General features: G+C 61.6%; 24 protein-coding genes. 11 read left to right on the top strand and 13 right to left on the bottom strand.

Annotated features, from left to right (window positions below):
- Positions 1-172 precede the first annotated feature (172 nt).
- On the top strand, positions 173-1,111 hold the full coding sequence (locus tag AB8B02_RS22575; RefSeq protein ID WP_120287408.1) for a peptidylprolyl isomerase: 939 nt from the start codon (positions 173-175) through the stop codon (positions 1,109-1,111).
- Between the two features lie 63 nt (positions 1,112-1,174).
- Here AB8B02_RS22575 and AB8B02_RS22570 read toward each other — a convergent pair whose 3' ends face one another.
- Entirely contained in the window at positions 1,175-1,975 is an 801-nt protein-coding gene (locus AB8B02_RS22570) for an SDR family NAD(P)-dependent oxidoreductase (protein WP_439065919.1), read from the bottom strand.
- Between the two features lie 149 nt (positions 1,976-2,124).
- On the opposite strand from AB8B02_RS22570, the gene AB8B02_RS22565 reads away from it, so the two are divergent.
- Positions 2,125-3,072, top strand: a complete 948-nt coding sequence (locus tag AB8B02_RS22565) for a GlxA family transcriptional regulator (RefSeq protein ID WP_439065219.1) — start codon at positions 2,125-2,127, stop codon at positions 3,070-3,072.
- Positions 3,073-3,084: 12 nt separating this feature from the next.
- On the opposite strand, the gene AB8B02_RS22560 is transcribed toward AB8B02_RS22565, so the two are convergent.
- Both AB8B02_RS22560 and AB8B02_RS22555 read right to left on the bottom strand, forming a co-directional pair.
- The gene (locus AB8B02_RS22560) at positions 3,085-4,047 is read right to left on the bottom strand and encodes an acetyl-CoA carboxylase carboxyltransferase subunit alpha (protein ID WP_093757526.1); all 963 of its coding nucleotides are present in this window, start codon (positions 4,045-4,047) and stop codon (positions 3,085-3,087) included.
- Positions 4,048-4,186: 139 nt separating this feature from the next.
- On the bottom strand, positions 4,187-4,837 hold the full coding sequence (locus AB8B02_RS22555) for a DedA family protein (RefSeq protein WP_089267860.1): 651 nt from the start codon (positions 4,835-4,837) through the stop codon (positions 4,187-4,189).
- Between the two features lie 297 nt (positions 4,838-5,134).
- Here AB8B02_RS22555 and cobS point away from each other — a divergent pair, with 297 nt between their 5' ends.
- From cobS to AB8B02_RS22540, 3 genes are all read left to right on the top strand, one after another.
- Positions 5,135-6,142 carry a cobaltochelatase subunit CobS gene (gene cobS, locus AB8B02_RS22550; protein ID WP_068729504.1) on the top strand — a complete coding sequence of 336 codons (1,008 nt, stop codon included), beginning with the start codon at positions 5,135-5,137 and terminating at the stop codon, positions 6,140-6,142.
- Positions 6,143-6,338: 196 nt separating this feature from the next.
- Positions 6,339-8,240: a cobaltochelatase subunit CobT gene (cobT, locus tag AB8B02_RS22545; RefSeq protein WP_093758161.1), complete on the top strand. Its 1,902-nt coding sequence runs from the start codon at positions 6,339-6,341 to the stop codon at positions 8,238-8,240.
- A gap of 51 nt (positions 8,241-8,291) precedes the next feature.
- Positions 8,292-9,344, top strand: coding sequence for an esterase-like activity of phytase family protein (locus AB8B02_RS22540; protein WP_439065218.1), 1,053 nt, complete (start codon positions 8,292-8,294; stop codon positions 9,342-9,344).
- 4 nt (positions 9,345-9,348) lie between these two features.
- Here AB8B02_RS22540 and AB8B02_RS22535 read toward each other — a convergent pair whose 3' ends face one another.
- The 3 genes from AB8B02_RS22535 to AB8B02_RS22525 form a co-directional block, all read right to left on the bottom strand.
- Positions 9,349-12,078, bottom strand: coding sequence for a bifunctional diguanylate cyclase/phosphodiesterase (locus AB8B02_RS22535; protein WP_439065217.1), 2,730 nt, complete (start codon positions 12,076-12,078; stop codon positions 9,349-9,351).
- A 125-nt stretch (positions 12,079-12,203) separates the two neighbouring features.
- A complete protein-coding gene (locus tag AB8B02_RS22530) occupies positions 12,204-13,694 on the bottom strand; it encodes a diguanylate cyclase (RefSeq protein WP_439065216.1) in 1,491 nt (496 codons plus the stop codon).
- A gap of 240 nt (positions 13,695-13,934) precedes the next feature.
- A complete protein-coding gene (locus tag AB8B02_RS22525; RefSeq protein ID WP_439065215.1) occupies positions 13,935-14,684 on the bottom strand; it encodes an SDR family NAD(P)-dependent oxidoreductase in 750 nt (249 codons plus the stop codon).
- Positions 14,685-15,033: 349 nt separating this feature from the next.
- Here AB8B02_RS22525 and AB8B02_RS22520 point away from each other — a divergent pair, with 349 nt between their 5' ends.
- The gene (locus tag AB8B02_RS22520) at positions 15,034-15,960 is read left to right on the top strand and encodes an AraC family transcriptional regulator (protein ID WP_231078897.1); all 927 of its coding nucleotides are present in this window, start codon (positions 15,034-15,036) and stop codon (positions 15,958-15,960) included.
- 338 nt (positions 15,961-16,298) lie between these two features.
- Positions 16,299-16,931, top strand: coding sequence for an HAD-IA family hydrolase (locus AB8B02_RS22515; protein ID WP_439065214.1), 633 nt, complete (start codon positions 16,299-16,301; stop codon positions 16,929-16,931).
- Positions 16,932-16,996: 65 nt separating this feature from the next.
- Here the strand turns inward: AB8B02_RS22515 and AB8B02_RS22510 are convergent, their stop codons facing one another.
- From AB8B02_RS22510 to AB8B02_RS22490, 5 genes are all read right to left on the bottom strand, one after another.
- Entirely contained in the window at positions 16,997-18,157 is a 1,161-nt protein-coding gene (locus AB8B02_RS22510) for a hypothetical protein (RefSeq protein ID WP_439065213.1), read from the bottom strand.
- On the bottom strand, positions 18,154-18,933 hold the full coding sequence (locus AB8B02_RS22505; RefSeq protein WP_439065212.1) for a hypothetical protein: 780 nt from the start codon (positions 18,931-18,933) through the stop codon (positions 18,154-18,156). The genes AB8B02_RS22510 and AB8B02_RS22505 overlap by 4 nt, the downstream gene beginning before the upstream one ends.
- Before the next feature lie 155 nt (positions 18,934-19,088).
- Positions 19,089-19,316 carry a hypothetical protein gene (locus tag AB8B02_RS22500; RefSeq protein ID WP_439065211.1) on the bottom strand — a complete coding sequence of 76 codons (228 nt, stop codon included), beginning with the start codon at positions 19,314-19,316 and terminating at the stop codon, positions 19,089-19,091.
- A 79-nt stretch (positions 19,317-19,395) separates the two neighbouring features.
- Positions 19,396-19,728 carry a PepSY domain-containing protein gene (locus tag AB8B02_RS22495; protein WP_120287398.1) on the bottom strand — a complete coding sequence of 111 codons (333 nt, stop codon included), beginning with the start codon at positions 19,726-19,728 and terminating at the stop codon, positions 19,396-19,398.
- A gap of 258 nt (positions 19,729-19,986) precedes the next feature.
- Positions 19,987-20,139 (bottom strand): DUF2283 domain-containing protein, encoded by a 153-nt coding sequence (locus AB8B02_RS22490; protein WP_439065918.1) that lies wholly within the window; start codon positions 20,137-20,139, stop codon positions 19,987-19,989.
- 131 nt (positions 20,140-20,270) lie between these two features.
- On the opposite strand from AB8B02_RS22490, the gene AB8B02_RS22485 reads away from it, so the two are divergent.
- The 4 genes from AB8B02_RS22485 (at position 20,271) to AB8B02_RS22470 (ending at position 22,649) form a co-directional block, all read left to right on the top strand.
- The gene (locus AB8B02_RS22485) at positions 20,271-20,714 is read left to right on the top strand and encodes an SRPBCC family protein (RefSeq protein ID WP_439065210.1); all 444 of its coding nucleotides are present in this window, start codon (positions 20,271-20,273) and stop codon (positions 20,712-20,714) included.
- A 60-nt stretch (positions 20,715-20,774) separates the two neighbouring features.
- Positions 20,775-21,428, top strand: coding sequence for a dihydrofolate reductase family protein (locus tag AB8B02_RS22480; RefSeq protein WP_439065209.1), 654 nt, complete (start codon positions 20,775-20,777; stop codon positions 21,426-21,428).
- Positions 21,429-21,760: 332 nt separating this feature from the next.
- Positions 21,761-22,027, top strand: a complete 267-nt coding sequence (locus tag AB8B02_RS22475; RefSeq protein WP_439065917.1) for a hypothetical protein — start codon at positions 21,761-21,763, stop codon at positions 22,025-22,027.
- Positions 22,028-22,310: 283 nt separating this feature from the next.
- Complete coding sequence (locus tag AB8B02_RS22470) at positions 22,311-22,649, top strand: helix-turn-helix domain-containing protein (RefSeq protein WP_439065208.1); 339 nt, start codon at positions 22,311-22,313, stop codon at positions 22,647-22,649.
- Positions 22,650-22,823: 174 nt separating this feature from the next.
- On the opposite strand, the gene AB8B02_RS22465 is transcribed toward AB8B02_RS22470, so the two are convergent.
- Together AB8B02_RS22465 and AB8B02_RS22460 are read right to left on the bottom strand one after the other, a co-directional pair.
- Positions 22,824-23,507 (bottom strand): hypothetical protein, encoded by a 684-nt coding sequence (locus AB8B02_RS22465; RefSeq protein ID WP_439065207.1) that lies wholly within the window; start codon positions 23,505-23,507, stop codon positions 22,824-22,826.
- A 155-nt stretch (positions 23,508-23,662) separates the two neighbouring features.
- Positions 23,663-24,073: a hypothetical protein gene (locus tag AB8B02_RS22460; RefSeq protein ID WP_439065206.1), complete on the bottom strand. Its 411-nt coding sequence runs from the start codon at positions 24,071-24,073 to the stop codon at positions 23,663-23,665.
- Positions 24,074-25,024 lie beyond the last annotated feature (951 nt).

The raw sequence follows: 25,024 nt of genomic DNA, 5'->3' as shown, positions 1-25,024 counted from the left end.
CCTTCGCCACCGGCCCGGTCGGGGAGAGATATGGCCCGTGTGGGGGGTTGTCAACGGCGCGAACCTCTCAAGGATTTCATCATTTTGACAGAGTTTTCGCGTTGCCAAGACGGTACGTTTGGGAGAGTGTCCGCCGTCCCCAACAGGCTCTTATCCGAGATAAGGATTTTCCATGACCTTCGTATCGCTCGCCCTGACGCCGGGCCTGCGCCCGGGCCGCACCCTGGCTGCCCTGACCGGCGCCGTTGCGGTGGCCTTTCTCACCAGTTTCCCGGTTTACGCGCAGGATGCCAATCCGGTCCTCGCCAAGGTCAACGGCCAGGAAATCCGCCAGAGCGACGTCACCATTGCCGAGGAAGAGCTCGGCCCGAGCCTCGCCCAGATGGATCCCGCGACCCGGAAGGACAATGTGCTGTCGTTCCTGATCGACATGAAGATCGTCGCCAAGGCTGCCGAGGACAAGAAGATCGCCGATCGTGAGGATTTCAAGTCCAAGCTGGCCTTCGCCCGTAACCGCCTGCTCATGGACAACCTGTTGGCCGTCGAAGGCAAGGAAGCCCTGACCGACGACAACATGAAGAAGGTCTATGAGGACGCGGCCAAGCAGATCACCGGCGAAGCCGAAGTCCATGCCCGCCACATCCTGGTGGAGAGTGAGGCCGAGGCCAAGACGGTCGCCGACGAGCTGAAGAAGGGCGCTGATTTCGCCGAACTCGCCAAGAAGAAGTCGAAGGATCCGGGCGCGGCCGATGGCGGCGATCTGGGTTTCTTCACCAAGGACCAGATGGTGCCAGAATTCTCCGCCGTTGCCTTCGCGCTGGAGCCGGGCAAGATCTCGGACCCCGTGAAGTCGCAGTTCGGCTGGCACATCATCAAGGTCGAGGAAAAGCGCAACCGCAAGGCGCCGGAATTCGACCAGGTGAAGCCGCAGATCGAACAGTATGTCGTGCGCAAGGCACAGGCCGACTACGTCACCAAGTTGCGTGAAGGTGCCAAGGTCGAACGCATGGATCAGGCTGCTGCAACGCCTGCTCCGGCGGCACCCGCCGCGCCTGCCGCCAAGGACGCGCCGAAGCCGGCTGACAGCAAGATGGCTCCGGCAAAGAAGTAATTCTGGACTCGAAAAGCCCGCCCTCTGTCGAGAGGGCGGGCTTTTTGCCGCCTGTGCGTGGCTTCAGGCCTGCGTTTCGGTGACACGCTGCCGCTGCGTCACGTGGTAGCGCGGCGCTGGCGTCGCATGACCGAATTTGGTCGAGAGGGCGCGGCGATCTGCTTCGAAGCGGGTCCAGTTCGCGCCGTCCTGCAGGCCCGGAATGGTGACGAGCTCACCCTGGTCGAGGCCGGCCAATGCAGCATCGACCATGTCGTCGGCGCGCATCACTGTGGCCTGATCCATGTTCTGGTGCGGGTAGCCCGCGATGTCCCAGAATTCGGTGGCCGTTGCGCCCGGCAACACCGCCTGCACGCGGATGCCCTTGTCGGCGAGTTCATGCACCAGCGAATGGCTGAAGCTGAGCACATAGGCCTTGCTGGCTCCGTAGACGCCGTTGAGGATTTCTGCACCGATACCGACGATCGACGAGATGTTGATGATCGTGCCTTTGTTGCGCGCGACGAAGCCGGGCACGGCGGCATAGGTCAGCCGTGTCAGCGCGGTGATGTTCAGCGTGATCATGTCTTCCATTTTGTCGACATCGGCATTGAGCAACGGAGCCACCGCGCCGACTCCGGCATTGTTGACCAGCATCGTAATGCTCGCATCGTCGCGCAGCGCGGCTTCGACCTTTGCCAGATCGGCCTTGTTGCCGAGATCGGCGGCCAGCGTGCGGACCGATCGTCCGGTCTCGCTGGTCAGTCGCTTGGCGAGGGCCGCCAGGCGGTCCTGGTTCCGCGCCACCAGAATGAGGTCGTAGCCGCGCCTGGCCAGCCGGTCCGCATAGACGGCGCCAATGCCCGTCGAAGCGCCCGTAATCAGTGCCGTGCCCTGATATTAATTTGTCATTGTCGTTCTCCTGAATGCTCTCGGCCGCAGCGGCCGTGTCAGGAAACCTAGTCTTGCGCGGTCATGTCTCAAATGTCATATAAACGGCGTTTTAGGACGTCTTTTCCTACGGGAGTGTGCATATGCAGCGCATCGGCCTTGTTGTTTCCCCGGGATGCTCGCCCATCAGCCTTGCGGCGATGTCGGTCTTTGAGCTGGCCAATATGCTGACCGATCCGCCCACCTACGATCTGCATGTGTTGTCGGAGCGGGGCGGTCAGGTCGGCACCTCGCTGGGCATGAGTTTGACCACCGAACCGTTCAATGCGGCTGATGCCTATGACACGCTGATCATTGCCGGCGGTCTGACGGTCGAATCCGCGACGCCCGGCCTGATCGATTTCGTGCGACAGGCGCCCAAACATGCGCGGCGTGTTGCGTCTATCTGTATCGGCGCCTTCGTGCTCGCCGAAGCCGGCATTCTCGATCAGCGGCGCGCGACCACGCACTGGTTCTATGCGCGCGACATGCAGAAGCAATTTCCGAAAGTGAGAGTCGATGAAGACCGCATCTTCGTGAATGACGGTCCGGTCTGGACCTCGGCCGGCATGACCGCGGGCATCGATCTCGCACTGGCGATGGTCGAGGCTGATCTCGGCGAGGACGTCGCACGCAACATCGCGAAAAAGATGGTCGTGTATCACCGCCGTGCCGGCGGTCAGTCGCAGTTTTCCGCGTTGCTGGAATTGGCGCCGAAGTCGGACCGTATCCAGAAGGCGCTCGCTTTTGCACGGGACAATCTGCAGAAGCCGCTGACGGTGAATGACCTCGCCGATGCCGCAAATCTCAGCCCGCGGCAGTTCAGCCGCGCCTTTCACGCCGAGACGGGCCAATCGCCCGCCAAGGCCGTCGAGCATCTGCGGCTAGAGGCCGCGCGGTTGATGATGGAGCAGAGCCGGCATCCCATCGACACCGTCGCGCAGCAGACGGGGTTTGCCGATCGTGACCGCATGCGCCGCGCATTTCTGCGCGCCTATGGCCAGCCGCCGCAGGTGATCCGCCGAAATGCGCGGTCTCAGATGGACGCGTGAGAGAACGTCAGCTCACCCGATCTTGCGGCCGATATCCAGAAACTTCTGCCGGCGCTGCTGACGAATAGTCGCCGCGTCCATGCCGCGCATGTCGTTGAAAGCCTGGGCGATGGCGTCGCCGGTGATAGCAATCATGGCGGCGGGGTCGCGGTGTGCGCCGCCCGGCGGCTCTTTCAGGATGGAATCGATCACGCCGAAACGCAGCAAATCCTGCGCGGTGATCTTCATATTGGTCGCGGCTTCCTGCGCCTTGGATGAGTCGCGCCACAGGATCGACGATGCCGCTTCCGGCGAGATCACGCTGTAGATGGCATGTTCCAGCATCAGCACCTTGTTGGCAGTGGCGATGGCGATGGCGCCGCCCGAACCGCCTTCGCCGATGATGACGGCGACGTTGGCCACGCCGAGGCCGAGGCAGGCATCGGTCGAGCGTGCGATGGCTTCAGCCTGGCCGCGCTCTTCCGCACCGATGCCGGGATAGGCGCCGGCGGTGTCGACCAGCGACAGCACGGGAATGTTGAAACGGTCGGCCATCTCCATCAGGCGAACCGCCTTGCGGTAGCCTTCGGGGCGGGCCATGCCGAAATTATGCTTGAGGCGGCTCTCGGTGGTGTTGCCCTTTTCCTGGCCGAGCACGCAGACGCTCTCGCCGCGGAAACGGCCGAAGCCAGCCACCAGCGCTTCATCCTCGCCGAACTTGCGGTCGCCGGCGAGCGGCGTGAATTCGGTGATCAGCGCTTCCACGTAATTCATGCAATGCGGGCGCTGCGGATGCCGCGCGACCTGGGTCTTCTGCCACGGCGTCAGGTTCGCATAGAGCTCGTGCAGCGCGGCGACGGCCTTGTCCTCGATGCGCACGATCTCCTCACCGATGTCGCTGCCGCTGGCGGCCAGCGTGCGCAATTCATCGATCTTGGAATCCAGCTCGGCAACGGGCTTTTCAAAGTCGAGATAGCTGCGCATGGGTTCGGACATTCACTGGATATGGGAAGGACGGACGGCGGGCGAAACTGCCGGTGCAGGCTTTTCAAGTCAATCGGGGCTGCAAGTCAAGCCGCGAAGGTGTCATTTACTTTGAAAAATCAAAGAGATATTTCAACGTTCAAGCGCCTTTTTATGACGTTTCCATTGCTGTGTTGCGCTTGCGGCGATGCCACCACCAGATGGTGGCGCCGGCCAGCACGGCCGCCACGATCACGGCCTGAATCCAGTAGTGTTTGGCTTGGCCTTCGAGGCCGGCAATGCCGCCATAGCGGTCCAGCACCGACACTGCGAGCACGCCGGGCAACACATGCGCCGGCGCCCAGAGCAATGCTGCGGGGATGTTCACGGCATAGAATTTCGCCGGTGCGGTCCCCAATGCTCCGGCCGTGACCGGCACGAAAGCGCGGATGGGCGGAACGAAGCGGCCGAGGAACACGGCCAGCGTGCCGAAGCGATGGAAGAAGGCCTCGCTCTGCGCCACCACGCCCGGATAATTCGAAAGCGGCCACGCGTCGAGCAGTTGTCGTTGCCGGACATGCCCGATCCAGAATGCGCTCCCGTCGCCGAGCACGGCGCCCGCCACGGCGGCCGCCAGCACCGCCACGAGATCGAGGTCGCCTGCCGGAATCAGGGCGCTCAGCGCCAGAATGACCGTGGTGCCTGGGATGAATGTGCCGAGCACCGGCACGGCTTCCAGCAAGGCAGCGAGGAAAATAGTGAGGTAGCCCAGCCAGGCATGCGCGGCGACAAAATGGGTCAGGGAATCGATGAAGGACGTCACGAAATTCCGATCCAGCGCGGGGTGCCTCAGCCAACTGACAGCATATATGATTGAAATGGCCGGCCGCGCCGTTCGATCCCCAAATACCGCTGCAAATTGATCGACCCGGAGCATCGGCTGATTCGCAGGGCAGACTTCCAAAAATTGCCGTTAGAACCTATCTCGATGATAACATTCGGGAACTTTGATGAAGAGCTGGGCTTTGTCCAGCCGCGGCTCTCTGATACGTTCCACAAAGCACCCCATCCGCAGCCATTACTAGACTGGTTTCGGGATATCCGGGACCACGGAGGATTGATGACCGCCGCCTCGACCAAACTGCAAGAAAAGACCGACGCGTTGATTGGCATTCCCGACAAGATGGTGTCGGTGCGTAAGTTGTTCGGCATCGATTCCGACCTCGAAGTGCCTGCCTTCTCCGAATCCGATCCGCATGTGCCGGACACCGATCCCGATTACCGGTTCGATCGTGCCACCACGCTTGCCATTCTCGCCGGCTTCTCGCGCAATCGTCGCGTGATGGTCACGGGCTTCCACGGCACCGGCAAATCGACCCATATCGAGCAGGTCGCCGCGCGCCTCAACTGGCCCTGCGTGCGCGTCAACCTCGACAGCCACATCAGCCGTATCGACCTCGTCGGCAAGGACTCCATCGTGGTCCGCGACGGCAAGCAGGTCACCGAATTCCGTGACGGCATTCTGCCCTGGGCGTTGCAGCACAATGTGGCGCTGGTGTTCGACGAATACGACGCCGGCCGTCCGGACGTGATGTTCGTCATTCAGCGCGTGCTGGAAGTGTCCGGCCGCCTGACGCTGCTCGACCAGAACAAGGTGATCAAGCCGCATCCGGCGTTCCGTCTGTTTGCGACCGCGAACACCATCGGTCTCGGTGATACGTCGGGCCTCTATCACGGCACGCAGCAGATCAATCAGGGCCAGATGGATCGCTGGTCGATCGTCACCACGCTGAACTATCTGGCGCATGACGAGGAAGTCGAGATCGTGCTGGCAAAGGCCAAGCACTATCAGAACCCCGAGGGCCGCGACATCGTCAACAAGATGGTGCGCCTCGCGGATCTCACGCGTAACGCCTTCGCCAATGGCGATCTGTCGACGGTGATGAGCCCGCGTACGGTGATCACCTGGGCCGAGAATGCCGACATCTTCAACGATATCGGCTTCGCGTTCCGCGTGACCTTCCTGAACAAGTGCGACGAACTCGAGCGTCCGCTGGTCGCCGAATTCTATCAGCGCTGCTTCAATGCAGAGCTGGCGGAAAGCTCGGTGAATGTGGCGCTGAGCTGATTCCCGCTGATCTTACTTACTTCCCCTCTCCCCTTGCGGGAGAGGGTGCCTTCGCGAAGCGAAGGCGGGAGAGGGGACAGCGCTCCGGTTTGCTGCAGGCCCTCTCCCGTCTCGAACCCGCTTCGCGTGTTCGATCCACCCTCTCCCGCCAGCGCAGCTTCGCTGCGCCCGGGGAGAGGGGAAGAAAGCGACAGCGATGAGCACGACGACGACCAACAAATTCCGCCCCGGCTCCAAGGAAGCGCCGACCGAGCCGTTCAAGCGCGCGGTGACGTCGTGTTTGCGCGCCATCGCCAAAGCGCCCGAGCTTGAAGTGACCTTCGCGGCCGAGCGGCCGGGTCTCTCACCGGGCAAAGCCCGTCTTCCTGAACCCGCGCGAAAAATGAGCAAGCGCGACGCCGCCATCGTGCGCGGCCACGCGGATTCGATCGCGCTCAAACTCGCCTGTCACGATCCCAAGGTTCATCGCAAGCTGATGCCGGGCAATCCGCAGGCGCGCGGCGTGTTCGAAGCCGTCGAGCAGGCCCGCGTGGAAGCGCTCGGGTCGCGCCGCATGGCCGGCGTGGCCAAGAACCTCACGGCGATGCTCGACGATCATTTCCATCGCGGCAAGTTCGACGAAATCACCGACCGCGCCGATGCGCCGTTGGCCGATGCGCTGGCGATGCTGGTGCGCGAGCGCCTGACCGGCATGGCGCCGCCAGCCGCCGCAAAGAAGATGGTCGACCTCTGGCGTCCGGTCCTCGAAGACAAGATCAGCGATCGCCTCGACCAGCTCGATCGGTTCGCTGAGAACCAGGCCAAGTTCGGCGATGCCGTGCACGACCTGCTGTCGGCGCTGGAGCTCGGCGACGATCGCAATGCCGAGCCGGATGACGAGGAGAGCGAGGACGACGAGCGCCAGGGCGAGAACGATCAGGCCGGTGCCGAAGGCTCGCCGGAGAGCGATGCCTCGCAGGAAATGAGCGCCGATCAGGCGCAGCAGTCGTCCGACGAAATGTCCGACAGTTCGATGGAGAGCGCGCAGGCCTCTGCCTCGGATACGTTCGACGAAGACGGCGAGATGGGCGACGACGAAACGCCCGGCGAAGCCACGCGTCCGAACTCGCGCGGGGCGAACGAGCCGCGCGGTCCGGAATATCATGCCTTCGCGCCGAAATTCGACGAAGTCATCGCGGCTGAAGACCTCTGCGATCACGACGAACTCGAGCGGCTGCGCTCCTATCTCGACAAACAGCTCGCGCATCTGCAGGGCGTGGTCGCGCGTCTGGCCAATCGGCTTCAACGTAAGCTCATGGCGCAGCAGAACCGCGCCTGGGACTTCGACCTCGAGGAAGGCATCCTCGATCCCGCGCGCCTGTCGCGCGTGGTGACCGACCCGCATCATCCGCTGTCCTTCATGCATGAGAAGGAAGCGACGTTCCGCGATACGGTGGTGACGCTGCTGCTGGACAATTCCGGTTCGATGCGCGGTCGCCCGATCACGGTCGCTGCGACCTGCGCCGACATTCTCGCGCGCACGCTGGAGCGTTGCGGCGTCAAGGTGGAAATCCTCGGCTTCACGACGCGCGCCTGGAAGGGCGGGCAGTCGCGTGAAGCGTGGCTCGGCGCCGGCAAGCCGGCCAATCCCGGCCGCCTCAACGATCTCCGTCACATCATCTACAAGTCGGCGGACGCGCCGTGGCGCCGCGCGCGCAAGAATCTCGGCCTGATGATGCGCGAGGGTCTGCTGAAGGAGAACATCGACGGCGAGGCGCTCGACTGGGCGCACAAGCGACTGCTCGGCCGTCCCGAGCAGCGCAAGATCCTGATGATGATCTCCGACGGCGCGCCGGTGGATGACAGCACGTTGTCGGTCAATCCCGGCAACTATCTGGAGCGGCATCTGCGCCACATCATCGAAGAGATCGAGACCCGCTCGCCGGTCGAACTGATCGCCATCGGCATCGGCCATGACGTGACGCGCTACTATCGCCGCGCCGTGACCATCGTCGACGCCGAAGAACTCGGCGGCGCCATCACCGAGAAGCTGGCGGAATTGTTCAGCGAAACGGCAGGGCCGGCACCGACCCATGGTCGGCGACGCAGAACGCATTAGGCTTTACAGGATGGGTTTTGCTTTGCTCTACCCATCCTCCAGGGCCATCGCTTGACCGCTGATCTCACCCGTCGTCATTTTCTTGCAGTCGCGGCTTCAGCAGCCGCGCTGCCGTCGCTTGCCCGTGCGCAGCCCGTGCCGGTGCCGGCAACGCCATCGGCGCGTGCGCCGGTGTCGATCGAGATCGAAGCGCGGCCGATCCCGGCTTTCGATACGCGCGACCGCGCGCATACAAGGTTCGGGTCGCTGCAATATCGCAGCGGACTGGTCCTGACGTCGCGATACAAGGACTTCGGCGGCATCTCCGGTCTTCGCCTGGATGACAAGGGTGAGGGTTTCATCGCCATCAGCGACAAGGGCAACTGGTTCACCGGCAAGATCGCCTATAGCGGCGATACCATGGTCGGCATTGTCGATGTCGAGGCGGCGCCGATGCTGGGCGCCGACGGCAGGCCGATCACCGCGCGCGGCTGGTACGATACCGAGTCGATCGCGGTGGACGGACCGACGGTCTATATCGGCCTCGAACGCGTGCATCAGATCCTGAAATTCGACTTCGGCCGCGATGGCGTGCGCGCCCGGGGCGAACCGATCCCGCAGCCGCCGGGCATGCGCAAGCTGCCCAGCAATGGCAGTCTCGAAGCGCTGGTGATGGTGCGCAGGGACAGGTTCAAGACCTCGCCGCTGGCCGGCATGCTGCTGGCGATCTCGGAGCGCGGGCTAGACAGCGCCGGCAATATTGCGGCCTGGATCATCGGCGGCAAGGCGCCGGCGAACTTCTCGGTCCGCCGCACCAAAAATTATGACATCAGCGATGCGGCGCTGCTGCCATCCGGCGATCTGTTGCTGCTGGAACGCAAGTTCTCGCTGTTCGGCGACACCGGCGTCCGCATCCGCCGCATTCCCCTCGCATCGATCGTACCGGACGCCGTCATCGACGGTCCCACCATCTTCGATGCGGATCTCGGCTACGAGATCGACAATTTCGAGGGGCTCGATGTGCATGTCACGCCGGAGGGCGACACGGTGCTGACGCTGATCTCGGACGACAATTTCTCGATGCTGCAGCGAACTCTGCTGATGCAGTTCACGCTGCTGGAATAGGCGATCAGGCCGCAGCCTCGGACTGCTTGGCCTGATGGGCGATCAGCAAGTCGCGCAGTTCACCTGCGGGCTTGGCGGGGCTGAACAGATAGCCCTGCATTTCGGTGCAGCCGAGCGCGCGCAGCAGCTCCTTCTGCCGGGGCGTTTCGACGCCTTCGGCCGTCGTCGTCATGTTGCGCGAACTGGCGATATTGACCACGGCCTGCACGATCGAGGACGACCCCTGTGCATCGGCGATATCGGTCACGAAACAGCGGTCGATCTTGATCTTGTCGAACGGGAAGCGCTGCAGATAGCTCAGGCTGGAATAGCCGGTGCCAAAATCGTCCAGTGCAATGCGCACGCCGATCTCGCGCAGCCCGTGCAGGATTTCCAGTGCGATCTCGTCGTCGCGGATCAGCACGGCCTCGGTAATTTCGAGCTCCAGTCGCCGCGCCGGCAGTCCGGACGCGGCGAGGGCGGAGGTCACCTTCAGGGCGAGCGACGCGCAGCGGAACTGGACCGGCGAGACATTGACCGCCACCCGGACGTCGTCGGGCCAGCTGGCAGCCTCGGCGCAGGCGGTGTTCATCACCCATTCGCCGAGCTCATTGATGATGCCGATATCTTCGGCGACCGGAATGAACTCGGCCGGGGAGATCATGCCGCGTTCGGGATGACGCCAGCGCAACAAAGCCTCGCAGCCGACGATGGCGTCGTCGCGCAGCGTCAGAAGCGGTTGATAATAGACTTCGAAGCCGCCTTTGGCGAAGCCGCCATCACCGGCGGCGTGACGCAGTTCAAGCTCCAGCGAGCGGCGGGCCTGCACCCGCGCATCCATTTCGGGCTCGAAGAAGCGGAAAGTGCGGCGGCCGTCGGCCTTGGCGCCATACATCGCAAGGTCGGCGTTCTTCAGCAGCGTATCGAGGTCTGCGCCGTCGCGCGGCGCCAGCGCGATGCCGATCGACGCGTCGGTGAGCAGGCTGTGGCCGAGACAATCGAATGGCTGGCGGATCGCATCATAGATGCGGCCGACAAGATCCGTGATATCGGAATGGCTCTCCACACCGGTCTGCACGATGGCGAATTCGTCGCCGCCGAGCCGCGCCACCACGTCGGAGCCGCGCACGCAGCCGCGCAGCCGCAGCGCGATGCCCTTGAGCAGTTCGTCGCCGACGGGATGGCCGAGCGAGTCGTTGATGCCCTTGAATTCGTCGATGTCGATATAGAGCACCGCGCATTGCGCGCCGCGCGCGACGCGCTTCAATTCGCGTTCGAGTTCGTTGCGGAACAGCGTGCGGTTCGGCAGGTCGGTCAGCGCATCGTAATGCGCCAGATGCGCGATCTTCTCCTCGGCATTGCGCCGCTCGGTGATGTCTTCATGGGTCGCGACCCAGCCGCCATCGGCCACCGGTCGCGACGAAATCTGGATGGTGCGGCCATCGGCGGTCTGCATGATCTGGATGTGCGACCGCCCGACGTCGGGCAACACTTCCGCCACATAGGCGTCAACGCTGCCAGCGAAGGAGCCCGTTTCCTTGCGATGTGCGATCACGTCGCGGAAAGTACGGCCGGGTGTGATGACCTCGCGCGACAGTCCGTACATATCAAGATAGCGCTGATTGCAAACCACTACGCGCGCCTGCGCATCGAACAGCAGCAGGCCCTGTGTCATGTTGTTGATGGCGGTGTCGAGGCGGTTCTTCTCCAGCGTCATCTGCAACTGTGCTGCACGGTTCTGCCGCTGGATGTGACGGATCATCAGATAAAGCAGACCTGCCAGGATCAGGGCCGACAGCGTCGCGAGGGTCACGAGAAATTTGGTCTGGTCGCGCCAGTTGGCCAGTGTGCCCTCGACCGTCGTGGTTGCGACCAGCGCGACCGGAAAGTTTTGCAGCAGGCGGATCGAGCCGAGCCGATCGATATTGTCGATGGGGCTGACGGTGCGGATGGTTGCGGGCGCGTCGCTGAAGCGCAGATGCTGCAGCAGCGGGCCGCTATTGAAAACCTTGCCGATCGACGAGGGCGTCTGCGGGTAGCGCGCCAGCAACGTGCCATTGCGGTGGAACATTGCGATGGTCCCGTTTTCGCCGAGCGAGACGGAGGCAAAGAATTTTTCGAATTGCTGCGGTTCGACGCTGCGCGTCACGATGCCGAAGAATTCGCCCTTGGGCCCTGTAATGCGACGTGCGAACAGCGTCTTCCACCGGCCGGTGATGCGGCTCAGGACGGGCTGCACGATCTCTTCGTCCTGGGTGAAGGTCTGCGATTTGAGTTTCTGGAAATATTCACGGTCGGCCAGCACCAGATCCGGTCCGGGCCAGGCTCCTGTCCAGTTGACCAGACGGCCTTCGGCATCGAGAACGGTGATGTCGTTGACGAATTCATCATCCACCTTCGACTTCAGCATCATGTGGGACTCGTAGCTCGACATGCTGCTGGCAAAGCTGTGGACCGACATCACGCCGTTGGCGAGAAGATGAGCCGTGAGGCTCTTCTGGATGCGCTGGAGATCCTGGAACTGCTGATCGAAATGCCGGCTGAGCAGCAGCACGGTGTTTTCAAGTTCGCGGTTGGAATTGTCGATCGTGCGCTGACGGAAATTGTTCACGGTCATCGCCGTGCCGGCGGCAATGGTGACGATCAGCACGGCGCCAACGACCACGAGCCAGCGCACCGGCGCGCGGCGTGTTGTCGAGCGCCCATCGCCATGCTCGGCGGCGCCCGGCGCTGAAACGCGCACGTCGTTCGTCATTCGCCTCCCCAGCAGCCGCATGAATCCCTACCCCTCGTGCATAGGAATACCCGGGCAAGGGTGGAAGGCGCGTTAGGAAGTCAGGTGAACCGCGGGTTAATTACAACCGTACAAATGGTATCATGCTACGCAGCAAGGCTTTTCTGCCGCGGTGCGACCGGCCATGTCTGGTTGCGACCGTGCGCTTTTGCGGCATAGAGCGCACTGTCGGCATTGCTGATCAGGTCGTTCGACGTGGTCAGCGATGACGGCACGAGACACGCTGCACCGACGCTGATCGTCGTCGTGGTCATGCCGTCGCGCTCGAGATGGCCGACTTCGACGCGGATCCGTTCGCCGAGTTCGATGGCGTCGGCCAAAGAGAGGCCCGGCAGGATCAGCGCGAATTCCTCGCCGCCATAGCGCGCGGCGCAATCGCTGGCGCGTTTGGCATGCCGGGCGATGCTCCAGGCGATCCCGCACAGAACGAGGTCGCCGGCCTGATGGCCGAAACTGTCGTTGAACACCTTGAAGTGGTCGGCGTCGATCATCAGCAGCGAGATCGGTGCGCGGGCGCGCTGGGCGCGCTGCCATTCCTTTTCCAACACCACATCGAAATGACGTCGGTTGGCGAGGCCGGTGAGGCCGTCGGTCATGGCGAGGCGCGCCATCCTGTCTTCCATCTCGCCGCGCTTGCCCATCTCGCGCGCCAGGATCAGCATCAGCGCGCAGGCGATCAGGCCGAGCGCGGCCATGGCGCCGCCGATCTGCAGCGCTTCCTTGCGCCATTGGCCGAAGATCACGTCGGTGGACCGCCCCACCATCACGATCAGCGGGTGCGCGCCTTCACGCCAGACGAACAGCCGCTCGATATCGTCATTGGACGCGCGCCCCACATAAGAGCCGGAGAAATAGGCCAGGGCCTTCTGCACGCCGCGCATTTTGCTGACGTCGCGGCCGATCACGTCCATGTCGAACGGCGCACGCATGACGATAACGCCATCCTGCCGCAGAACAGTGATGACGTCGGCGGGTTCGAGCTGCAGGCGATCGACCATCTCGTGGAAATACGTGTAGCGGATGAAGCCGGCGACGATGCCCAGAAAAGTTCCGTCGCGCGCCGCGATGCGGCGGCTCAGCACGATGCCGTAACTGCCCTGATGCAGCATCGGCTTGGAGATATAGAGGCCGAACAGCGGATCGCGCTTGTGGACCTTGAAGAATTCCTCATCGGCGAAATTCTGCGGCTTCGGATCCAGCGTCGACGAATCCAGCGTCACGTTGCCGGCGACGTCCGTGACCTGGATGGCGCCGAAGTGGCGCGCGGTGGCGGCATGGTCGAACAGGATCAACTGCCGCATCGGCCGCGAAATCTCGACCAGTTCCGGCGAGGTCATGTTGCTGACCACGTTGCGCAGCGAGAGGTCGTAGAGTTCCACATTGCGGGCGACATCGGCATCGATGCTGGAGGCGAGGTTGCCGAGCGTCTGGTGCGCCAGCTTCTCGTCGCCGCGCCGCATACTCATCAGCACGCTGCCGCAGATGACTGTGAATCCGACAACGACGATCGCCGCAGCTGCCAGCAGCCAGCGCGGGGAGATCCGGCGGGTCGTCTCGGATGTATTACGGGCCAGCATTGGCTTTCGTCGATCAAAAAGGACTGCGTTACAATCACCGACGCATAGCATCAGAACCGGTAATTCTTTGACAGCTACGCGGTGATCAACAGTTTCGTTTCGCCGTTTTGTGACGGGCGGTTAATAGGATGTGAAAGAAATCGAGACGCTTTGGTCCGCGAATGCGCAAAAAGAAATGTGGGCGTGCCGCGCAGGCACGCCCATAAACGTTGGGAGGAACCTGGAAAGCGGGTTCCCGCATCACCGCATGGCGCCGGCCACCATGATGTCGCGGCCGGAACGACGCGCGTTGTCGTCGCAGGTCAGCGCCACGGCGATGTCGGCGATGCCTTCGGTTGTATGGTTGCGCGCAGCGGGCAAAGCGATGAACTGCCGGTTCCGCACGCTGCCGTCGAGCACGTCGATGGCAGCGGGTTCCTCCGGGCCGAGCATCCCGGGCGCGATGGTGCTGACCCGGACGTTGCGCGTGCCATAGGCGCGGGACAACCCGCGGGTCATGGCATCGATGGCGGCGTCGGCGCCGGGGTCCGGCGTTGATGCGGGCGCTGTCGGAATGCCATCGAGCGCGGTGAGATTGACGATGCTGCCGCCGGCGACGCCGAACATCCGCACCGCCTCCTGGCACAGCAGCATGGCGCCGAACACCTTCAGCTCGCGCTGCCGGTGCAACTCGTCCTCGGACACCACGTCCTCCACCTCGCTGCGCGCGAAGGCGCCGTTGTTGACGAGAATATCGAGCCGGCCGAAGGTCGCCGCGATTTCCTCATAGAGCCGCCGCACGTCCGGCCAGCGGGCGATATCGCCCTGGACGGCGATGGCGCGGCCGCCGCGCCACACGATTTCGGCGACCACGCGCGCCGCGCCGCGGGGATCGTCCGCGTGATGCACGATCACCGCCGCGCCTTCCGCGCCGAAGCGCCGCGCAATGCCCGCGCCGATGCCGTCCGCGGCGCCGGTCACGAGCGCAACTTTTCCTGCCAGTCTTGTCATGGCATGTCCTTGGATCTGGATGATGTCTGTCTTGATCGTCAGTCGTGTGCGTAGATTGTGAGGCCGAATCGATCCGGGCGTGATCGCGCCCCGACAACAGTCTGGACGCGCAAGGCAGGGAGTTCGACCCGATACCCGTATGGCCTGGCAGATCCGAGGCCCGCGGGCGGCTCGCCGATCTGCTCTGTGGCTGACGCTGTTATCGCAAATGCAGCCGCGTCGGCGTTAGCGCGATCCTGCATCTGTTTTGCACGATCCTGCAAAAGTGATCCCGCAGCCATTTCCCTGCCACGGCACTGCACCTAGATACACCTCGGCATAAAAGGCCTGCCGCTTGAGGGGTTTGCGTGTGACCGAGACGATTCGTGAGATTGCCGACATCATTGCCCGTTACGCCGCCAATGGCAGCGACCATCCGACCGGCCTCGCCAGCCTCTATCTGAAGCGGCAGACCGAGCCGACGCAGCTCGTGCATACCGCGCAGTGGCCGTGTTTCGGCCTCGTGGCGCAGGGCGCCAAGCGGCTGCAACTGGGCACCGAGACCTACACCTATGCCGCCGGCGATTATGTGCTGGTGTCGCTCGATCTGCCGATGTCGTCCTGCATCGTCGAGGCGTCGGAAGCGCAGCCGCATCTCGGCATGGGCTTTGCGATCGATCCGCAACTGTTGAAGGAGGTGCTCGGCCGGTTCGGCAACGGTCATGCCGATGCGCCCGCGCATCCGCAGCTCCCCGAGCGCGGCGTCGTCGTCGCCAAGGCCTCCGCCGATCTGCTCGACGCCACGTTGCGGCTGCTGCGCCTGCTCGACCGGCCGCAGGACATTCCGGTGATGGCGCCGCTTCTCGAACAGGAGGTGCTGTATCGCCTGCTGGTCGGCCCTTACGGCGCGCGTCTGCGGCAGATCGCGCTGGCCGAGAGCCCGAGCAACAAGGTCGCCAAGGCCATTTCCTGGCTGCGCAGCAACTATGCCAGCCCGCTCCGCATCGAGGATCTCGCCGACCGCGTCGGCATGAGCGAATCGTCGCTGCATCACAATTTCAAGACCGTCACCGCGATGACGCCGATGCAGTATCAGAAGCAGCTTCGTTTGCATGAGGCGCGCCGCCTGATGCTGGTGGAGCGGCTCGATGTCGGCAGCGCCGGCTATGCGGTCGGCTATCAGAGCCCGTCGCAATTCTCCCGCGAATATGCCCGGCTCTACGGCCAGCCCCCGATCCGCGATGTCGGTAGTGCGCGCGGTCCGGTGCTCGGAGGCGAGGCCCGCGTCGCGGGGTGAGTGACGTTGTCACGCTGACTTTTTACGGACACCTGCGGTCTTTCTTCCCCTCTCCCCCGGCGAAGCGAAGCTTCGCGCGGTGGGAGAGGGTGCCTGAGCGCAGCGAAGGCGGGAGAGGGGGACTTTCCGCACGCGCGGAGTTCGCCCAGCCACGCTCCGTCCTCTCCCCACGTCATTGCCGGGCAGCGCGAAGCGAGCTTCGCTAGATGACCCGGCAATCCACCTTAAGCCGCGAGCGCAGACGAAGATGGATACGCGGGTCAAGCCCGCGTATGACGTCGGAGTGTGAGGCGGCGTGGTCGATTCATAAAAGCGGCCGGGTAACAAAAGGGAAACACATGATCTCTGCGGTGATCTTTGATTTCGGCGGGGTGATCACCTCCTCGCCCTTCGAGGCTTTTGCGCATTACGAGCAGAGCCATGGCCTGCCGAAGGACATCATCCGCCGCACCAATGCGGACAACCATTTCGAGAATGCCTGGGCGAAATTCGAGCGCGCCGAAATCGATCTCGCCACCTTCGACGTGCTGTTCGCCGCCGAGTCCAAGGCGCTCGGCGCCGAAGTGCCGGGCCGCGATGTGGTCAAGCTGCTAAAGGGCGAGATCCGCCCCGACATGGTCGAGGCGCTGCGCCGCATCAAGGCAGCGTTCAAGACCGGCTGCATCACCAACAACCTGCCGGCCAATGCCATGGGCTCCACCGACGGCCGCGCGCTCTATGTGGCCGAGGTGATGGTGCTGTTCGATCACGTCATCGAATCCGCCAAGATCGGCCTGCGCAAACCCGATCCGCGCATCTACACGATGATGACCGACAAACTGGGCGTCGATCCGAAACACTGCGTCTATCTCGACGACCTCGGCGTCAACCTCAAGCCCGCGCGCGAACTCGGCATGACCACGATCAAGGTGACATCCGCCGCGCAGGCGATCGCAGAGCTGGAAGCCGCGACGGGATTGAAGCTGACGTAGGGCCGCACGCGCCGGCGGCCGTGCTCCCTCTGCCATTCGCGGAAGAGGAAGCACGCCGGCAGTTGTCAGATTTTGCCGGTCAGTCCGATGCGGTAGATATTGGCGAATGTCCCGGTGTCTTCGTCATTCCCTCGTTGATAAGTGAGCGCGAGGGCGAGATGGCCGGCATCGTCGATATTGTATTTCAGCGTGGCGTCCAGCCATGAGAGCTCGGTGCGCGAATAGGTTTCGTGCGCCCAGTGATAGCTGAACGAAGCGCTCATCCTGCCCAGAAAGCCTTTCTCGAGCGGATCGGGGAAAAGATGCGCGGTGACCTGGGGGCCAATGCGTAGCGCCCGGGTCATATTGTTGAAATCGAGCAACTGGCCCTTCCCGGTGGTCTGATTGTACTGCAGCAGAATTTCGGGATCGAAGCGCAGGATGACTGGCAGACCCAGCGGATGCGGTATCGGCCTCTGAAAGTAGAGCTGGAGCGACGTCGGGAGATATTCGAGCGTCACAGCCGCCGACGACGTTTGTTTGATGTTGTTCTCGACGCCGCCTCCGCGAAGACGGAAGAAGTGTCCGCCATCGGGGACGAGATAGCCAATTTCGGCGGCAACGCCATAGGCCAGCTTGTCGACATTGGAGTCCGCGAATTCGGACGCCGAGTTGAAGGCCCGATTGACCGTGACATAGGTGGCAAGGCTTTTCGCGCTTGGATCCCACCAGGCGACGGAATCGTGCACCGACGAGTAGGAGAGCGCGGCGGTGCCGTTGATCGCCCAGATCTGGTTATGGTTCGCACGATCGCCGGCGAACGCGATTTCCGCGCCTGTCGCCTTGTCGACACTCATGGGACAATCCAGAAAGCCGATGTCTTTCCAGTCCCGCCGCAGAAGAAACGTCAGGCCGGGACATTTACTGTGTTCGATCAAGGCATTCGTTGATTTCTCCCGCTTTCTGACCAGCGTTCCCATATCGTCCAGATAGGCGACCGACTGGATGGGTACGGCGACCGCTGGCGTTGCGGCCGCCGGACTGGTCCGGTTGGCCGCCCGTCGTTTTGTTCTTGTTGCCGCCGCGATCTTGTTTTGCGCTTCGGCAAGTTTGTCGCCGTCGCCTCTCGCGATGATGCCGTCGATGACCTCCTGCTCATGGGCCGTCAGTGCGCCTGCGTGCGCCTCGCAACCGAGCATGACAGAGGCGCATAGTGCGAGGGCGGATATCTGCCGCGAATAGGTCATCGCACGCGCTCCATCTCTTTGAGAACGCAGGCGATGTCGCCGCAGACCAGAATGGCTGCGGGGCTCACATTGACGCCATGCTCGGTAATGTTCGCGGCCAGAACGGAATTCGCTTCACCACCATATCCAAGGGCGTCGAGGCCGGTGTCGTCAGGGTAGTCGCCGTCAAAGATGTCGTGAAGTATTCCCCTGTTCGTTTGGCGAGCAGTGGCGCGTGGGCGGAGGGTGTCGAATCGAAGTCGCCCAAGTGGCTTGAGAGACGTGTCGCTTACCAGCGTGCGATCTGCCAGCGCGCCCTCTGCCAGCTTGCCCCCGGCCTGCTTGTCACCGGGAATCAGAAACGGTGCCAGAATTCCGAAAAGACCTGCGATGCCTCCGGCGGCCCATTCCGGCAGGCCATAGGCGCCGAGCGGGGACGGTGGGCCCATGGCACACGCCCAAAGCACAAACGCGATCGACGATACGAGGACGCTGGCCCATTGTGGCTTCGCCGGTTCGGTGCTGTCGCGGGGCATGCTGGAATATGCGCGAAGGCAAATGCATGCGAGCAGGCACAGGCCAAACCAGTAGAGGAGTGCGTTATTCGTGACCCAGGCCGCTTTGGCCGCGAGATAGATGGCGACGATTTCCGTCGGGATCAACTTGAGGAGCGCAGACAGATAATTGTCTGCAGGTGCGCTGGCCGCTGGCGCGGTGTTGAAAGATCTGAGATTGCCTGCTGCGGTTGCCGCAGGTGCTGCATAAATGCGTGTCCCGCCCCTGATAAAATCGACCATATATCCATACCCCCCTTGGATGGCGAGGGACTCGATCGAACTCTGTGGGAGGGCCACCAGCGTCAGACAGGCTGCGTGCAAGGAGGTCGATCTCAAGGCAGGCAGATATCAAGACAGGCAGATCTGATGAGAAAATGGTTTGTCGTGCCACAAAGCTAAATGGAAATGCCCCGCCGGTTAAAAAAATCATCGATCCCGGCCAGGCAAGAATACACGTCGTAGTTGATGAGTCTAGATGTATCGCAGGAGAATTGACGATGTGCGCGAGGCTCGCCGCGTCCGCCCATCCGGATGAAGCGTGACGACGCCATGGTGGTGATCGTCGCGCCATCGGGCATCGCGTCATCTGGAATGAGACCAAACGCATCGGTGGTCGCCGTCATCCGGCGTCGCACTCACAAGCGCTTACACAAAAAACAAACGGCGCGCTCATCGCGCGCCGCTTGCTCACTTCCCACCCGATCAGATAATCGAACGGTCCACATGGCGCACTTCGCCGGTGCGCGCATCGATGTCGACCTGAATCCATTTGCCGTATTGATCGCGGCCCTCGATCTCCCATTCGTTGTCGTCGAAATGGGTGTTCTGCACCGTCACCACGCCGATCCCCGACGCGATCGCCAGCGCATCCTGCAGCGTCAGCGGGCCCGATGGCACCACCACGGCGGCTCGCGGGGCGGGCTGCCGCATATAGACGTCGGCGGCGACAGCCGGCGCAGCCGCACCGAGCGCGCCCGCCAGTGCCAGCGGAAGCAAGGCCTTCGAAAATACGGCCTTCTTCAAAATCTGTTGCATCGAAATCTCCTCATCTGTCCCACGCGCCGCATGCGGCGCAACCGGGTTAAGAACGGTGCACGCTGCACTGCGTTCCCGGAGGAAATGAGGCGATTTGGTGCGGGAAAAGCGGTGATGCGCTATACTGGCAGCAGCACATCAGCACTCTCACGAATGAGATTTTTGGTCGAGGTCAGTGATGACAAAGAAAGCTGGCAAAGCGTTGGTGAAAAACCGCAACGCCCGCGGGTGAGGGGCCTTGCGCTTACTCTGCTGCTCTCACCGCGCGAACGTCTCGATTCGCGTGAGGTCGAGCTTGCCGGATGCCTGATCGATAGCGAAGCCCACCACATCGCCGTTGGCGTCGAGATCGACCACCAGCCCTGCGACGATTTCCCGGCTCCCGGCGCCGGGCGCATCCTTCAGCGCGATAGAGAGACTGTCAGGATTTTTATTCCGCTGAGATGTCGGGGCCTGGCGGGCCCGTTCGTCATGGATGTATCGGGCGGCGGAAGCTGCCCGCCGGACGACAACCGAAGTAACCGAGCCACAGGAAGAAGCCCATGCCCAGCACGATCCGTCTGCATCGCGTTATTGCCACCAAGCCCGAGAAGCTTTACCGCGCGTTCCTCGAACCTGACGCGATTGCGAGCTGGCTCCCACCCTACGGATTCACATGCACCGTCCATGAGCTGGATGCGAAGGTCGGTGGCCATCACAGGATGTCATTCCGGAACTTCACCACGGGCGGCAGTCACTCCTTTGGCGGGACCTATCTGGAGCTCGTTCCCGGTGAGCGTCTCGTCTACACCGACCGCTTCGATGATCCCAACCTGCCGGGCGAGATGAAGGTCACGGTGACGTTGAAGGCCGTGTCTGTCGGCACGGAGGTGAATATCGAGCAGCAGGGCATACCCGACGTGATCCCGGCCGAGGCCTGCTATCTCGGCTGGCAGGAATCCCTGCGCAAGCTCACGAAACTGGTCGAGCCCGAGATCAACCAGTAGCGCCATCGCTTCCGGAACGGCTTGGGGAAATTCAATCAACAGCAGGAAGGAGCGCCAGCCATGGCACTCGCCCGTGTCCAACATGTCTCCGTCTCGCTCGACGGTTTCGCCACCGGCGAAGGCCAGAGCCTAGACGCGCCGTTCGGCCACGCCGGCGAGCGGCTGCACCAATGGATGTTCGCGACCCGATGGGGTCGCCAGATGCTCGGCCAGCCCGGCGGCACGGCGGGCATCGACGACGCGTTCCTGCGGCTGTTCGCGCCCGGGATCGGCGCCGAGATCATGGGCGCCAGGAAGTTCGGTCCTCCCACATGGCATGAGGATCCGGACTGGAAAGGCTGGTGGGGTCCCAACCCGCCGTTCCATACGCCGGTCTTCGTCCTCACCCATCATCCGCGCGCATCGATTGAAATGGAGGGCGGCACGGTGTTCCACTTCATCGACGCTTCGCCTGCCGCGGCCCTTGAGACGGCCCGCGAGGCTGCGGCCGGCAAGGACGTGCGCATCGGCGGAGGTCCCACCACGATCCGCGACTTCCTTGCCGCCGGGCTCGTCGATCACATGCACATCGTGGTGGTTCCGATCCTGCTCGGCCGCGGCGTGCGCCTGTGGGATGGCGTGGAGGGTCTTGAGAAGGACTACGAGATCGAGACGACATCCTCTCCCGGCGGGGTCGCACACATGACATTCGCTCGAAAGCACCAACCGCTATGAGAAACGGCGCCAGAAACCGATCCCAAAATGCCATGTCGTCGAACTGCCGAAGGCGTTCGGTAACGGCGCGATCCACGACATGAGGAACCGATGGTCCGTTTGGCGGAGGGAAGTGCCGAGACCACCAGATCGATGATGACCGTTTCGTTGCAGTCGGTGATCGGAATATTCGGAAAGCACCTCAGGTCGCGCCGGGGCAGCCTCGGGAGGCCGGGGCTGGCTGGCGCGATGTGCGGAAACTGCAATGTTGCATTGCGGTATTGAACTGTTGCAATGCAGCAAAAGAAGTCTAGGCTCCTTCGTTCAATCCTACGAGGAGACTAATAGTGAAGATGACCTTATCGATCGCCGTCGCGGCCGTGATCTCGATTGCGGGTGGCTGCGCCGGCTTCGCTGCGGAGTTGCCGACCTATGGATCGGCGGGTTTGCCGATATCGGCGGTGCAGGTTCGCGTGCTGGGAGCTGCGAACGTCCAGGAACAGTCGGCGGCGCCAACCTCCACGGCGTCTCTGCATCAGCTGAGAGTTCTGGCACCGCGGACGGAAATGACGACCGCGACCGCACCAACCCGGACCGACACCGCTCGCTCACTTCGTTGACCGGCACCTCGTACCGATATCGCCGCGTCTTTCATTTTCGAAAGGGCTTCGCGTGCACATCAGGGCGGTGCCGCACCTCTCCCCGCCGGGGAGAGGTCGCCGCGTCTCGCGGCGGTGAGGGGGCTCATGACAGACGGGCGATCCATCTGCTCAATGTTACCAATCCCGTGATATCTCTATCAGACGAGAGGTTCGCGATGGACCTCGACAGCTAAAAAACCAACTAACAAAGAGCGCGAAAAAGCGTGCGATGACGGCCGGCAAAAAGGCCGGGACAGCACGCGTGACAAAGGGCAACACCCGCCTGACCCTGGAGCTGCTGGAAACGGCGCGTGACATGCACGCCAGCGGTCTTCTGACAGACGTTGTCCGCGAGAAGATCACGATGCGTCACCTCGGCGGTGCCGCCGCTCTTGCAGGTCCGGCTAAGCTGACGGGCGACGACATCAAGGCCCTTCGTGAGCAGGCCAATCTCAGCCAGGCGGTGTTTGCAAGCTACCTGAAGCTGACAGTCGGCTATGTCTCCAGGCTCGAGCGCGGCACGGAAAGTCCGAAAGGACCGACGCTCGTCCTGCTCGATGTCATCCGCCGCAAGGGCTTTGAGGCGATTCGATTGCGATAAGAGCCGTGAGTTGCCAGCGCCGCGTGCGGCGCAACCGGGTTAAGAACAATGCACGCTGCGCTGCGTTCCCGGAGGAAATGAGGCGATGTTGTGGGGATTATGGCAGCCGTCGCGCTTACATCTGGAAGCACAGATAAATAGAAGCCCTTTACGACACAGGCGATCCATTTAGTGCTATTTCTTAGTGGCGGCGTCCGCCGTTATGCCAATTTCTTTTGCAATTAGCGCCTCTGCTTTCTTAAGTGCGACCTCGACGCATGGCTTGAAGCTTTCGACAATAACTCCTTTGCAAGCAGCTATCAGCCCAGCCAAAGCAAATGAGACCTTGTAAACATTAACCTCGCCGAAGCTCGCATTGATTCCCAGTACTTCCTTACTGCCGTCGATCTTGAGTTTTCCGCTCAGTACTTCAAACTTCACGGGCGATGCGGCTTTCTGCGAGTCGGAAACAATTGCTTCAACGACCCGCTTTCGGACTATTCGATCTGCGTCAGAAATTGAAATTGGGGGTGTAAGTATAGATAGGTCGCGTAACACTTGCTGCTCAGATAGTGTAAAGTAGAACGTAGTTCGAGTTCGCAGTTCTCGATCCGCATTGCCGTAGATCGGCGCGAACGCGTTGTCGACTGTACGACTGGGCTGCGCCTCGATGTTAAACTTGGGCTCTAAGCGCTTTGTAGCATCCGAGCCAGCTAAAGTGCCGGTCTCGGCTGTAGCAACTTCGATCTTTCCGATTTTTGGAGCTGCCCGCTCGGCAACATGACTCGCTGTCGTGCCGACTTTTGCACAACTCCGCTCAGCTGCGATGGCTAACCCAGCGAGCAGAGCGACGCCTAGCTTTCCCAAAATGCTGAACATTGAATGTCCTTGGAAAATAAGCCAAACAGTAACGCAACTTTAACGTGTTATGGTAGTGAAATCCATCAAAAAATGCATTGATATGCATTGGAAGGTGGCGTGAGTGGATTACCCGACGGGCAATCCACGGAACGCAAATCAAGTGGTCAACTGCGCTAGTTAGTTTCCCTACCGTTTCTTTGCGAAAGCATCGATGGATCATCTATGTCGCGATTAGCTGCAGTCCAATCTATGCAATTCACCAAACATAGCCGCGCTAATTGTTCTGCAATGTCGCGTATGCCGGTCCAGTCATGAGCGAACTTTTCGTTTGTTCCGTGAAGCGTTCTGCTACGGCCTTCGCTATAAATTTGCTCTAGCGCCTGCTTCAGCGTTAACCCGTCGGGGGTAATTTCAAAATTGTCATCGATCTTGAGTTGGCAAGAAATGAGGCTTCGAATGCCTCTTGCTCTGCGTCCACAAGAGAGTGCGTCCATGCTCGCAGCGAATTTAACAACGGCCATCGCTCCGTCAATCTCGCGGCATCCCTCGTGAAACCAAAGCAGTGCTTGTGACAATGTGCTCATCAACCTTGGTCGCCGTACATTTCCGGTGGAGCTTAGGTAAAATTCCAAGGCTTCTCCAATCGTTACGAAGAAATGTTCTTTTGCAGTATATTCTTCAACCCAAACACTCGGTTTTATCCAAGGTCCGGAGGGCATATGAGAGCGCGATGCCCCGGTATAAGTGCATGGCGTCCAGGTAGAAAAGTAATGCGCTGCTGGCTCTTAGCGGAGGCATCAATAAGCAGATTGAAGCCGTTCAGCGCGCGTGTAGGACTCTGCCAAATTAGAGCGATCGCAGTGAGTGCTAGGCGTGCTGAGATACGCGCTCGTTTTCCTGCTGCATCTGCACTTAGTCCATCTGTGATGACGCTACACACATAGGGGCATGAACCGGTTGCTCGCAGTATATCATTTTCATGAATACTATCGATGGATGGCTTCCTCTTTCGCAGTTTTTCTCCGCGCCATGCACTTCTTAAGCGGGTGGATGTTGTCTTGCTAATCGCTCGATAAATCTCAACGCGAGTTAGCCAATCTTCTCGGTTCTCAATTGTAGCAGGACCTATCCGAATAGGGGGAGAATCGGAATGACTAAACAACGTGCAACCGAAGGCATGTTCTTCCGGCGTGGTGACCTGTGGGGTATTGCTAACAGTTGAGCAAACGCTGGCTACCAGTGTAATAGCGCTCTCCTCAAAACTGAGGTCGAGATCAATATCCGCGAGAGCGGGGCCAAATGCTCTTCGAACTCGAGCAATCCATTCGGACTGAGTGTTAGTAGAGCGGATTTCTGGCCAATCCCGTAGGAGCCGTCGCGCGAAAATAGAAATCTGTTCGTCGATCAAGTGAGATACATAGATTCCACCGTCCGCGCTTACCCCAATTATCCCTGGGATTGGAAAGGGGTGCCCTTCATTTATTTGGTTAGGGGAAATGGTCTGAATTCTCTTGAATTCTTCCAGTATAGCTGTT

The sequence above is a fragment of the Tardiphaga sp. 862_B3_N4_1 genome, from assembly GCF_051811085.1.
GTDB lineage: Bacteria > Pseudomonadota > Alphaproteobacteria > Rhizobiales > Xanthobacteraceae > Tardiphaga > Tardiphaga robiniae.
The sequence above is the reverse complement of the archived record's forward strand: the minus strand, read 5'-3'. Positions and strand labels throughout refer to the sequence as shown.